Origin of the sequence: Methylobacterium sp. J-068, assembly GCF_022829445.1 — a bacterium.
Taxonomy (GTDB): Bacteria; Pseudomonadota; Alphaproteobacteria; order Rhizobiales; family Beijerinckiaceae; genus Methylobacterium.
In genome coordinates this window covers 1-12,653 of the sequence record NZ_JAKSXY010000026.1, presented here as the reverse complement: position 1 = coordinate 12,653, position 12,653 = coordinate 1, and the positions used below count along the sequence as shown (strand labels likewise).

Sequence of the window (12,653 nt, the reverse complement as noted above, 5' to 3'; positions counted from 1 at the left end):
GGCTGGCCCGTCCCTTGCTGGGACCGGGCGGGGAGACAATCATGGACGTCGAGCTGATCCGCCTGACCAAGCGCTACGGCCACACGACCGCCGTGGACGGCATCGACCTGAAGGTGCGCTCGGGCGCCTATTGCTGCCTGCTCGGTCCCTCGGGCTGCGGCAAGACCACGACCCTGCGGATGATCGGCGGGCACGAGACCGTGTCCTCCGGCGACGTGGTCATCGGTCCGCGCGCCGTGGGGGATGCCACGCCGGCCGAGCGCGGCACCGCGATGATGTTCCAGAGCTACGCCCTGTTTCCCCACCTCGATTGCCGCGACAACGTCGCCTTCAGCCTGAAGATGCGGGGCCTGCCCAAGGCCGAGCGCCGCGCCAAGGCGCTGGCCATGCTCGACCTCGTGCAGATGCGTCATCTGGCGGAGCGCTTGCCGGCGCAGCTCTCCGGTGGCCAGCAGCAGCGCGTGGCGCTCGCCCGTGCGCTGGTCACCGGACCCAAGGTCCTGCTCCTCGACGAGCCGCTCTCGGCCCTCGATCCGTTCCTGCGGGTGCGGATGCGGACCGAACTGAAGCGGCTCCAGGCCGAGCTCGGGCTCACCTTCATCCACGTCACCCACAGCCAGGAGGAGGCGATGGCGCTCTCCGACCTCGTGGTGGTGATGAATGGCGGGCGCATCGAGCAGGCGGCCGACCCTCGCACGGTGTTCGAGCGCCCGGCCACCGCCTTCGTCGCCCGCTTCATCGGCGGCCACAACGTCATCCGCCTCCCCGACGCGACCGAAGTCGCGGTCCGCGCCGACCGGATGCGCGTCGGCCTCGAGGCCGGCCCGGAGGCGGTGCCGGCCCGCGTCGTCTCCGTGGAGTACCAGGGCGCCAGCGTGCATGTGGGCTTCGAGGCGGAGGGCCTGGGCGAGGCCGCCACCGCGCTCACGGCGGTGATCGACGACCGCGCCTATGCGGGCCATCCCCTCGCCCTCGGCCAGACCGTGCCGCTCGGCTGGGACGCCGACGCCGCCCATCGCCTGAGCGCCTGACCCGATCCGTTTCCACAAAGGATTCCGCATGACGACCACGATCAAGCTGAGTCGCCGCACCCTGCTCCAGGGCGCGGGCGCCACCGGACTGGCGCTCGGCGCCGGCCCGATCACCGGCTTTCCCAACGTGATCGCCGCCGAGCCCGTGACCCTGCGCTACCTCGGCACCGCCGTGAATCAGTCCGGCGACATCGCCCGCAAGGTGAAGGAGGATCTCGGCATCACCATCGAGTACATCCCCGTCGTCACCGACGAGGTGACGAAGCGGGTGGTGACGCAGCCGAACTCGTTCGACCTCCTCGACACCGAGTTCTTCAGCCTCAAGAAGCTCATCCCCTCCGGCAACATCCAGGGCATGGATGCCCGCCGGATCAAGCAGGCCGACAACATCACCCCGGTCTTCACCAAGGGCGAGGTCGCGGGCAAGACGATCGGCGACCAGGGCACCGCGCCCAAGAAGGTGTTCTACCTCGAGGGCCAGAACTCCAAGGCCTTCGCGGCCTCGGCCACCGAGTGGATCACCCTCATCCCCACCACCTACAACGCCGACACGCTGGGCATCCGCCCCGACCTGATCAAGCGCCCGATCACGAGCTGGAAGGAACTCCTGAACCCCGAGTTCAAGGGCAAGGCCTCGATCCTCAACATTCCGTCCATCGGCATCATGGATGCCGCCATGGTGATCGAGGCGACAGGCGACTACACCTATCCCGACAAGGGCAACATGACGAAGGCGGAGATCGACCGCACCATCAAGCTCTTGATCGAGGCCAAGCGCGCCGGTCAGTTCCGGGCCTTCTGGCAGGACTTCAACGAATCCGTGAACCTGATGGCCTCCGGCGAGACCGTGATCCAGTCGATGTGGTCGCCCGCCGTCACCAAGGTGCGCTCACAGGGCGTCGCCTGCACCTACCAGCCGCTCAAGGAGGGCTACCGCGCCTGGGCCACGGGCTTCGGCCTGCCCAAGACCCTGGCGGGCCGGAAGCTCGACGCCGCCTACGATTTCATCAACTGGTTCCTGTCCGGCTGGGCCGGCGCCTACCTCAACCGCCAGGGCTACTACTCGGCGGTGCCGGAGACCGCCAAGGCGCATATGGAGCCCTACGAGTGGGCCTACTGGATGGAGGGCAAGGCCGCCGAGAAGGACATCAAGGGGCCGGATGGCGGCGTGCTGGAGAAGGCCGGCGCCATCCGCGACGGCGGTTCCTTCGAGGCCCGCATGGGCGGCGTCGCCTGCTGGAACGCCGTGATGGACGAGAACACCTACATGGTCCGCAAGTGGAACGAGTTCATCGCCGCGTGAGCGGGGGCGCGGCACGACCCTCTCCCCTCTGCGGGAGAGGGTGCCCGCGGAGCGGGCGGGAGAGGGGGCGACTTCTCCGGACAACGCGCTCCCCTCTTGCGGGATTTCGTCCCGGCCCGACCCGCGCTCACGCGCGGGCCACCCTCCCCCGCAGAGGGGGGAGGGTTTCGCGTGTCATGAGGGGTGAGCCATGACCGACACTGCCCTTTCCGCGATGCCCGCCGCCGCGAACATCCCGGCCGCACCGGCATCGGCCGCTAGCCTCACGGCGAAGACCCGGCGCCGGCGGGCCTTGGCCTATCTCCAGGCCCTGCCGATGGCGCTGGTGTTCCTGGTGTTCTTCGTGGTGCCCCTGGCGCTGACCGTGATCGTCAGCTTCTGGGCGTACAACGAGTACGAGATCATCCCCGCCTTCACGGTGCGGAACTACCTCGACGTGTTCGAGGGCTGCCTCGATACGGCCGATGTCTGCACCACCGTGCGCACCTACCTCTCGACCCTGAAATTCTGCGTCCTGACCTGGATCTGCACCCTGCTGATCGGCTTCACGGTGGCGTATTTCGTCGCCTTCCACGTCCGCTCGCGCACCGTGCAGATGGCGCTCTTCCTCCTCTGCACGATCCCGTTCTGGACCTCGAACGTGATCCGGATGATCTCGTGGATCCCGCTGCTCGGCCGCAACGGCCTCGTCAACGACACGCTGATGGGGATGGGGATCATCAGGACGCCGATCGAGGGGCTGCTCTATTCCGACTTCTCGGTGGTGCTCGCCTTCGTCCACCTCAACACGGTCTTCATGATCGTGCCGATCTTCAACAGCATGGCGCGCATCGACCGGTCGCTGATCGAGGCGGCCCACGATTGCGGGGCCACCGGCTGGCAGACGCTCTGGAACGTGGTGGTGCCCCTGGCCAAGCCCGGCATCGCCATCGGGTCGATCTTCGTGGTGACCCTGGTGATGGGCGACTTCGTGACCGTCGGCGTCATGGGCGGCCAGCAGATCGCCTCGGTCGGCAAGGTCATCCAGGTCCAGATGTCGGCCCTGCAGCTTCCGGCGGCGGCCGCCAACGCGGTGGTGCTGCTGGGCGCCGTGATGCTGATGATCGTGGCCATGACCCGGCTCATCGACCTCCGGAAGGAACTCTAGGATGGGCGACGGGCCCCGCTCCCCGGCCTTCTACGCCCTGGCGGCGTTCTTCGCCCTGTTCGTCGCGTTCCTGTACGGGCCGACGCTGACTATCCTGGTCCTCAGCTTCCAGGGACCGCAGGGCGGCCTGACCTTCCCGATGAACGGGGTCTCGACCCACTGGTTCGGCAAGCTCTGGGCGGGGCTCGGCATCGTCGACATCTGGGGCGCCCTCTGGCGCTCGCTCCGCCTCGGTCTCGTGGTGATGCTGCTCACCGTCGGCATCGCGTTCTTCGCCGGCCTCGCCTTCCGCAAGCGCTTCCGCGGCGAGGGCGCGCTCTTCACGGTCGCGGTGGCGAGCCTGATCGTGCCCTCCATCGTGGTCTCGCTCGGCATCGGTTTGGAATTCCGCCTCCTCGACGAGGCGGTGAACTGGGCCGCCGCCCGGAGCGGCTGGGGCTGGCTCCAGGAGCACGGCACGCTGATGGGCCTCTACACCTCGGCCTTGGGCGCGCACCTGACCTGGACCCTGCCCTTCGGGCTGCTGATCATGTTCGCGGTCTTCAACCGGTTCGATCCGGCCTACGAGGAGGCCGCCCGCGACCTCGGCGCCACCGGCCCGCAGACCCTGCGGCACGTGGTCGTGCCGATCCTCGGCCCCTCCCTCGTCGGCGTCGCCCTGTTCGGCTTCACCCTGTCCTTCGACGAACTCGCCCGCACCAGCCAGGCCATCGGCGGCCGCAATACGTTGCCGCTCGAGCTGCAGGGACTGACCACGACCGTGACGACGCCGGAAATCTACGCCCTCGGCACCCTCACCACGGGCCTGTCGCTCGCGGTGATCGGCCTCGCCCTGGGAACCAGCCTGTATCTCCAGCGGCGCAGGGCGAAGGCCGGGTTGCGGTCGGGGTGACGATCCCGAGGCTCGCCCGAGCGTGATGCCGCCCCGCCCGTGACCGCCGGGCTCGGGCGAACGTCGCCGCCCGCACGGGCGGAGCGCCGCTCATCGCCCCGAACTCGGCGGCGGCTCGGCGCGGCCCGCGCCCGAATTCGTGGCACCGTCAGAACGACAGTTTCAATCCCCCCACGATGGTTCGCGGGGCGCCGGGCAGGATGGAGCCCGTCGTCGCGGACAGGACCGCGGCATTGTTCGGCTGGCGCGTGACCGCATCGAGGGAACTGGCGAGGTTTTGGGCGGAGGCCACGGTGGTGGTGTCGAGCAGGTTTCGGACCTCGACGTACAGGTTGAGGCGCTTGGCGGCGGCGCCCGTCAGGTTCGTGACATAGTGGAGATTGGCGTTGAGGATGGCATAGCCCGGCGTCCGAAGCTGGTTTCCGTTGTCGATGAAGACGCCGTCCTGGGCCACCATCTCGACGAAGCCGCCCAGGCCATCCAGGGGGCCGCCCGCCTGGTCGTAGCCGACCCGTGCCAGGAGCTGGTGCGCCGGCACGCCGGGAATGCGCTTGCCCGCCCGGTCGAAGCGCGCGGTGACGGCCCCGGCGCTCAGCTGTTCGGAGAAGCGGGTATAGATCTGATCGTCGAAGGTGTAGGCGAGCACGCCGCGCCAGCCCGGCGCGAAGCTCCACGCGCCCCCGAATTCGATGCCGCGATGTTCAGAGGCGGGTGCGTTGACGAAGTAGCTGAGGCGCCCCCCTCCCGGGGATTGCGACAGGAGTTCGTTGCGGAAGAACTCGCGAAAGCCCGTGAGGCTGAGGCGTAGGGTCTCCGTGGGCGTCCAGTCCGCCCCCAGGTCGAAACCGAGATTTTCCTGTGCCTGGAGCTCGGTGTTGTTGCCGGGCATCCCATTGGTGTTGACGAAGAGATTGCTGCCGCTCGGCGTGGCGTATCCGGTCGCGGCCCGGCCGCGAAGGGCCCAGGCCGGGTTCGGCCGGTAGAGGAGCGCCAGTTCGGGCGCGATGTTCTGGAAGCTGCGCCGGGCATCGACCACGCTGGTCGTCCGCCCCGCCTGCGAATAGGCATAGGCGAGATTGCGCCCCGTGATGCCCGTCTGCGTCGCGCCCAGCCCGAGGATGCCTGTCCACTGGTCCGAGAGCGCCACCTCGGTGCGCGCGCGGCCGCCGAGATTGGTCTGACGTCCCCGCTGGTCGCCGACGAGGGCGCCCAGCGCCGGCCCGTCGCCGAGCACCCGGTTGAACGTCGTCACCTGGATGTCGAGCGTCTCGTAGTTCAGCACCGCGTATCCGACCGCCGGCAGGCCGAACAGGTCGAAGCGCCGGGTCACGTCGGTCAGGAGGTTCCAGGACGGATCGGACCCCAGAAACGCCGAGGTGTAGAAGAGCTGGTTGAAGTTGCGGTCGTCGAAGCCGGCCTGCACGCGCCAGGTCGTCTGCGCGTCGATGTCGTGCTCCAGGCGCGCCGCCACGAATGTGCGGGGGTCGTCGCGCCCGAAGGCGGCCTGAGCGGCGGTCACCGGCACGGTGGCTCCGAAGGCGCCGTTGCGGAAGAGGTTCGTCAGGGTGCAGCCGGGGGCCGCCGTGGCGGCGGTGGCGCAGCCCCGCTGGTCGGGGTTGATCCGATACTGGTCGAGGGAGGCGCGCGCCGGCACCCTCGCCTGGAGCGCGTTGCTGATGACCTTGAGGGTCAGCCGCGTGTCGGGCGATGGCGTATAGCTCGCCAGCAGGTTGACGGTCTGGGTGTCGTAGGCACTGTTCTCCTGAAAACCGTCCGAGCGGACCCTGCTGGCGAACAGGCTGATCTCGAAGGGGCCGCTGGCCCCGCCCACGGTAAAGTAATTGCTGAGGTAGCCGAAGCTGCCCGCATCGGTGCCGATCTCGTAGCCGTCGATCTCCCGCCCCGTGCGGGTGCGGAAGGCGAGCGCGCCGCCGGTGGCGTAATTGCCGAACAGGGCCGATTGCGGACCCCGGAACACGTCGATGCGGCTATAGGCGCGCGGATCCACGAGGTCGAAGCGCGAGACGCCGTCGGGCTGGGTCAGGACGAACCCGTCCTCCAGCACCACCATGTTGCGCAGGACGGCCGTGGAGCGCGCGTTGTTGCCCCGGATCGAGACCACCACGTCGCGCCCGCCGCTGCCCGGCCGTACGGTGACGCCGGGGCTGTTGACGAGGACCGCGCCGATATCGGTGGCGGCGCGGTTCGCGATGGTGTCGTCCCGCCCCACCGTGCTGACGACCTGACCCACGGGATGCTCGATCACGCCGGGCGCCGAACCCGGCGGCGCCATGACGCCGAAGGGGATTCCCCCTTCCGAACGCCCGACCGAGAGTTCCTCCAGGGTGACGCCCTCGGTCGGAGCCTCCGCCATGGCGAGGACCGGAGCGAGGATCGCTCCGAGCGGAAGGGCGCACAGAAGCCTCGCGCGGACGAAGACGCGCGTTCCAGGCCGTGGGGTGGGCTGTCCGGGATGTCTCCGCTGGCGGATCTGATCGCGGAAGACGCCGCGCTGCATGGCCGTTTCCACGAGGGGAGAGCGTCGTGCGGATCGGAAGGCATCCGGCTGCCGCCGTTTCACCCTACCAAAGGTCGTGGTGATCGGGATGTCGGTCGCGGGCGAAAAGCCGGCGTGACGTCGTACCGATCCGGACGAAACCGGCCCGTGTGTCCATTTCGCCTCGGTTCGTCCCATCGGCCGGGCCCGCATTCCGCGGGCGAACCGTCGAGGTGCCGGTCGTCGCGCGGACGCCGTTCACGCAGCCCGGTGCCGCGTGCGGGAAGATTCGCAGTACGCCCCGGCGAAAGGCCCCGTCCGCGAGGGTCGGAAGCGGTCCGTTCCACGTCCGCTTCATCGACGTGAAGCGCCACCGCGTCATTCGCGGTTCCTCATTATGAACTTCGCAACGCAAATCTGTAAAATTGCGTGGGACCTCGACCTCCCGATCTGCGAGGCGCAGATTTCGGTGATCCGGTTCTGCTACTGCCGCGGGATCGAAATGAATTGGATCATGGCGAGACAGGTCTCGCCGACCCAAGCCGGGCTCGGGAATCGGGTTGTCCCATGAACAAGATGTACGACCTCTCCAGGAAGCGCGTTCTCGTGGCGGGCCATCGCGGCATGGTTGGCTCGGCCCTGGTTCGGCGGCTGGCCTCCGAGAACTGCACGGTGCTGACGATCGGGCGCGACGAGGTCGACCTGCGCCGGCAGGCCGAGGTCGAGCGGTGGATGGCCTCGGAACGCCCACAGGCCCTCTTCCTCGCCGCCGCCAAGGTCGGCGGGATCGGCGCCAACGACACCTATCCGGCCGACTTCCTGTACGACAACCTCATGATCGAGGCGAACCTGATCCGGAGTGCGCATGCGGTCGGTGTCGAGAAGCTGCTGTTTCTCGGCTCGTCCTGCATCTACCCGAAGATGGCCGACCAGCCGATCAAGGAAAGCGCGCTTCTGACGGGGCCGCTGGAGCCCACCAACGAGTGGTACGCCATCGCCAAGATCGCGGGGCTGAAGCTGTGCCAGGCCTATCGGCGCCAGCACGGGGCCGATTTCATCTCGGCGATGCCGACGAACCTCTACGGACCGGCCGACAATTACGACCTCGAGAACAGCCACGTTCTTCCCGCGCTGCTTCGCAAGGTCCACGAGGCCAAGCGCGCCGGTCTCGGCATGATCACGCTGTGGGGCACCGGGACGCCGTTCCGCGAATTCCTCCACGTCGACGATCTCGCCGATGCCTGCGTGTTTCTGATGAAGCACTATTCGGGCGACGAACCGGTCAACGTCGGGTCCGGTCAGGAACTCACGATCCGCGAACTGGCCGAAACCATCGCCCGAGTCCTGGATTGGGAGGGCGAACTGGCGTTCGACACCACGAAGCCGGACGGCACGCCGCGAAAGCTTCTCGACGTCACGCGCCTCCACGATCTCGGATGGCAGGCCCGGATCGATCTCCGAACGGGGATCGCCGGAGCTTACGCGTGGTTCCGTCAAAATCATCCGGAGGCGTAAACGTCTATGCAACACGGTTTTGAGATCAGATAAGAGACTCGATCGGACCGGAGCTTGATCTTCGGGTCATCAGGGAGCCATGCATAGCAATGACACAGAAGACAGCTCTGATCACGGGCGTGACGGGTCAGGATGGAAGCTATCTCGCCTCCCTGTTGCTCGAAAAAGGCTACGTCGTCCATGGCCTCAAGCGGCGATCCTCGTCGTTCAACACCGGACGGGTCGATCATCTCTACACCGACCCTCGGATCAAATCGACGAACTTCTACATGCATTACGGTGAGCTGACCGATGCGACCAATCTGATCCGGATCATGCAGGAAACGGTTCCGGACGAGGTCTACAACCTCGGCGCGCAGAGCCACGTCGCCGTCAGCTTCGAGACGCCCGAATACACCGCCAACTCCGACGCGGTGGGCACCCTGCGCATTCTGGAGGCGATCCGCATCCTCGGACTGAGCGAGAAGACGCGCTTCTATCAGGCCTCGACGTCGGAACTCTACGGCAAGGTTCAGGAAGTCCCGCAGCGGGAGACCACGCCGTTCTATCCCCGCAGTCCCTATGCGGTCGCGAAGCTCTACGCCTACTGGATCGCGGTGAACTACCGCGAGGCCTACAAGATGCACGCGTCGAACGGCATCCTCTTCAACCACGAGAGTCCGCGGCGTGGCGAGACCTTCGTGACCCGGAAGATCACGCGCGCGGTGGCGGCGATCGAGGTCGGCCAGCAACCCACGCTGTTCCTGGGCAATCTCGATGCGCTGCGCGACTGGGGGCATGCCCGCGACTACGTCGAGGGCATGTGGCGCATCGTCCAGCAGGACGAGCCGGACGATTACGTGCTGGCGACCGGTGAGATGCACTCGGTGCGCGAGTTCGTGGAGCGTTCCTTCGCGGTCGTCGGCAAGACGATCGAATGGCGGGGCGCGGGCGTTGACGAGGAGGGGATCGACGCCAGAACCGGCAACATCCTCGTCAAGATCGACCCGCGCCATTTCCGCCCGACGGAGGTGGAGCAACTCCTGGGCGACCCGACCAAGGCCCGCGAGAAGCTCGGCTGGAAGCACACCGTGACGTTCCTCGAACTGGTCGAGGAGATGGTGCGCTCCGATCTGGCGGAAGCGCAGTCGAACCGATAGGGGCCCGTTCGAGCCGCCGGATCGTCCGGGCTGCGCGGCGCTCCGGTGGATTCCGTGAGCGTCGGGACCGTCGGCCGTCGCCGCTCGGACAGGCCCCGATCGAGGGGCCGCGATAGGGGTCGAGGACCGATCGCGTCGGGACCGGTTCGCCGGGCGTCGGGGACTGCTCCGCCGGGCGGTTCCGCTCGGTGCCCGCATGGCGGACGGTGACGGCACGCCGATCTCCAACGAGAAAGGGCCCCCGCGAGGGAGCCCGTTTTTCTCGACCATTCCATCGAGGTGGAATGGTGGGCGCGACAGGGATCGAACCTGTGACCCCTACCATGTCAAGGTAGTGCTCTCCCGCTGAGCTACGCGCCCTCACCGGTGCCGTCCGGCGCCGATGACGGGGGCTATAGCGTGGGGTCCGGAGGCGCGCAAGGCCCATCGCGCATCGAAGATGCGCGGCGTCCGGATGACGCTGCACTGCGATGAAAAATGCGCTAAGGCCCGCATGTCGGTTCGATGATCGATCGGGTGGATGGCGCGCGGGGACGTGGGTCCGCCCGCCTCGGCCCCGACGGGTCGCCGCCTCCGACAGGTCACCGGGTCGGGGCCGGACGATTGCGGGATGGGTCGTCCCGAACCTGATCCGCCTCGGGCGGGTCTGCTGTGCAACGAGCAACGGACGAGGAATGCGCTTCTACGTCGATCATGACCTGGGCTACCGCATCCGGTGCTGGGTCATTCCCGACAACCCGGCCGCCATCAGCCGGGTCTATGTGGGCCTCGAGGGACGCCGGGTCGCCGAGATGGAGGCCTGGCTCGTCGATCCGGTCATCCGGGCGCAGGGCTGGCACTCCACCGGGCAATGCGTGTTCGAGATCACCGATGACGAGGTTCCGGGGGTGAGCGCCGCGCGGCGGGTCGAGATCTACGATGCCGACACGAACGTGCTGATCTACCGGCGCTCGCCGAACCCCAGCCCGATCCAGGGCAAGGTGCTGCTCGTGGATGCCAGCATCAACAGCGACAGCGCGCTCCAATCCATCGTGTTCGACCGGTTCCAACAGAGCTATTTCAGGATCGGCTCCCTCTCGGACGAGGTGCTGCGCGTCCTGTTCGAGAGTCCGTGGCTGACCTCGTCGTTCCTCTCCGGCACGATCGCGCTGGCCCGCTACGAGGGCTACTTCGTCGGCGACAACCTCCTCACGACGGCACTGCTCCACGATCCCTATGTGGAGATGGCGAGCCGCCTGCTCTGGCTGAAGGCCCGGGCCTCCGTGACGGCCGATCCCGTGCAGGCCTGGCGCGCGGGCCAGCTCAAGGATGCGGTGGAGGCGATCACCGAGTACGATCTGTCGGACAACAGGAGCCTCAAGCGCTTCTTCCGGATGCTGCCGGAGACGGCCTACCGCATGCTCTACAACCCCACGACGCGGCAGTTCAGCACCAAGCTGCCCGACGAGCGCCTCATGCCGGGGCACTCGATCATCGCCATCGAGATCATCGCCCGCGTGGGCATCGTCGGGCACCGCGACTATTTCGAGGCCTTCGCCGCCACCCTGTTCGACCGGCTCGGAATCGACGCGCAGCCTCCGACGCCCGAGCCGATTCCGGCCGAGACGCTGGTGCTCGCGGACCGTCTGCGCGGGCTGAAGGCCGCCCAGGAAATGCTGGTCTTCGACATCGCCATGACGGATGCGGTCCGCGACGCGGTGTCCAAGGGCTGGACCGTCTGAGCATGACGGCAGCGCCGGTGGCGACCCTCCCCCGGCCGCGCGGTGGGCCCGGCAACCGGGCCTTCACGCAGGATGGGGCGACCCTGACCCTGGATCTGGCGGACGCGGCTCTCGGCGAGGCCTGGGTGACGATCCGCTATCGCGATGCGGGCAGCGGCGGCGTCGGGCGTCTCGTCCTCAGCGCGCTGGCGCGCGGCGCGGACGGCGCCGGCATCACGGTCACGCTGTCGGAAGAGGCGGTCGGCGGCGACGATTACGCCTGGACGGGGCGGCTGCCGGAGGGCCTGCGGTCGCTGCGGCTCTCGCCCCTGGGGCGCGAAGCCCCGTTCCACCTCTCGGTTTTCGCCATCCGGCGCCGGAGCCGCCTCGGCCTGGTGGCGCAGGCCCTGCGCCGGGATTTCGCCATGACGGCCCGAGCGGTCTACTGGCGCGGCCTCGGCCTGAAGGTCCGGGGACGGGGCCTGCTCCTGCGGGCGCTCGATCGCCGCGCGGAGACGAGCTACGGCACCTGGATCGCCCGGTTCGACACCCTGACCGATCCGGATCGCCGGCGCATCCGCGAGGAGATCGCGACCTGGGGCGGGCGAGGCCCGGCCGGGGACGCGCCCCCGCTGATCTCCGTCGTGATGCCGGTCCACGACCCCGCCCCCCGCGTTCTGGAGGCGGCGATCCGCTCCGTGCGGAACCAGCTCTACCCGCATTGGGAACTCCGCATCACCGACGATGCCTCGACCGATCCGGCGATCCCCCGGCTCCTCGCCCGCCATGCCGCCGAGGAACCGCGCATCCGCGTGACGCGACGGGCGCGGAACGGTCACATCGCCCGTGCCACCAACGACGCGCTGGCCGAGGCCCGCGGCGCCTATATCGCGTTCCTGGACCATGACGACGTGCTGGCCGAGACGGCGCTCTATCACGTCGCCGCCGCGATCCGATCCGATCCCGAGCTCGGGCTGATCTACAGCGACGAGGATAAGATCGATGGGCGCGGGCGCCGATTCGAGCCGCATTTCAAGTCGGATTTCGATCGGGAGCTGCTCTACGGCCAGAACTACATCAATCACCTCACGGTGATCGGCGCCGAGATCCTGCGCGCGGCCGGCGGCTTGCGCCCCGGCTTCGAGGGGAGCCAGGATCACGACCTTCTCCTGCGCGTGACCGCGAGGCTCGAGGCCGCGCGCATCCGCCATGTGCCGCGCGTCCTCTATCACTGGCGCGCCGCGAGCGGCTCGGGGACCTTCTCGGACCGGGCCCTGGCGAGGGCCGAGGCGGCACGGCTGAACGCTCTCGCGGACATCGCCGCGCCGATGGGGGCCAGCGCCGTGCGGGGGCCCCTGGGCTTCAACCGCCTGGTGCGGTCACTGCCGGAACCGGCGCCGCTGGTCTCGGTGATCGTCCCGACCCGCGA

9 protein-coding genes and 1 tRNA gene are annotated in these 12,653 nt (G+C 68.2%); 8 read left to right on the top strand and 2 right to left on the bottom strand.

Annotated elements, in window-relative coordinates; translation table 11 throughout:
• The first annotated feature begins 41 nt into the window (after window positions 1-41).
• From MKK54_RS01870 to MKK54_RS01855, 4 genes are all read left to right on the top strand, one after another.
• A complete protein-coding gene (locus tag MKK54_RS01870) occupies window positions 42-1,031 on the top strand; it encodes an ABC transporter ATP-binding protein (protein ID WP_244008806.1) in 990 nt (329 codons plus the stop codon).
• 28 nt (window positions 1,032-1,059) lie between these two features.
• The gene (locus MKK54_RS01865; protein ID WP_244008805.1) at window positions 1,060-2,334 is read left to right on the top strand and encodes a PotD/PotF family extracellular solute-binding protein; all 1,275 of its coding nucleotides are present in this window, start codon (window positions 1,060-1,062) and stop codon (window positions 2,332-2,334) included.
• A 190-nt stretch (window positions 2,335-2,524) separates the two neighbouring features.
• The gene (locus MKK54_RS01860; protein ID WP_244008804.1) at window positions 2,525-3,481 is read left to right on the top strand and encodes an ABC transporter permease; all 957 of its coding nucleotides are present in this window, start codon (window positions 2,525-2,527) and stop codon (window positions 3,479-3,481) included.
• A 1-nt stretch (window position 3,482) separates the two neighbouring features.
• Window positions 3,483-4,373, top strand: coding sequence for an ABC transporter permease (locus tag MKK54_RS01855; RefSeq protein WP_244008803.1), 891 nt, complete (start codon window positions 3,483-3,485; stop codon window positions 4,371-4,373).
• Between the two features lie 148 nt (window positions 4,374-4,521).
• Here the strand turns inward: MKK54_RS01855 and MKK54_RS01850 are convergent, their stop codons facing one another.
• The gene (locus MKK54_RS01850) at window positions 4,522-6,747 is read right to left on the bottom strand and encodes a TonB-dependent receptor family protein (protein WP_244008802.1); all 2,226 of its coding nucleotides are present in this window, start codon (window positions 6,745-6,747) and stop codon (window positions 4,522-4,524) included.
• A gap of 699 nt (window positions 6,748-7,446) precedes the next feature.
• Between MKK54_RS01850 and MKK54_RS01845 the strand changes: the two genes are divergently transcribed.
• Entirely contained in the window at window positions 7,447-8,385 is a 939-nt protein-coding gene (locus MKK54_RS01845; RefSeq protein WP_409564112.1) for a GDP-L-fucose synthase family protein, read from the top strand.
• Window positions 8,386-8,474: 89 nt separating this feature from the next.
• Window positions 8,475-9,524: a GDP-mannose 4,6-dehydratase gene (gene gmd / locus MKK54_RS01840; RefSeq protein WP_244008800.1), complete on the top strand. Its 1,050-nt coding sequence runs from the start codon at window positions 8,475-8,477 to the stop codon at window positions 9,522-9,524.
• A 285-nt stretch (window positions 9,525-9,809) separates the two neighbouring features.
• On the opposite strand, the gene MKK54_RS01835 is transcribed toward gmd, so the two are convergent.
• Window positions 9,810-9,884, bottom strand: a tRNA-Val gene (locus MKK54_RS01835).
• Between the two features lie 314 nt (window positions 9,885-10,198).
• Here MKK54_RS01835 and MKK54_RS01830 point away from each other — a divergent pair.
• Together MKK54_RS01830 and MKK54_RS01825 are read left to right on the top strand one after the other, a co-directional pair.
• On the top strand, window positions 10,199-11,245 hold the full coding sequence (locus tag MKK54_RS01830) for a hypothetical protein (protein ID WP_244008799.1): 1,047 nt from the start codon (window positions 10,199-10,201) through the stop codon (window positions 11,243-11,245).
• A 2-nt stretch (window positions 11,246-11,247) separates the two neighbouring features.
• Window positions 11,248-12,653: glycosyltransferase family 2 protein (locus tag MKK54_RS01825; RefSeq protein WP_244008798.1), on the top strand; the 1,406-nt coding region annotated here is incomplete at its 3' end.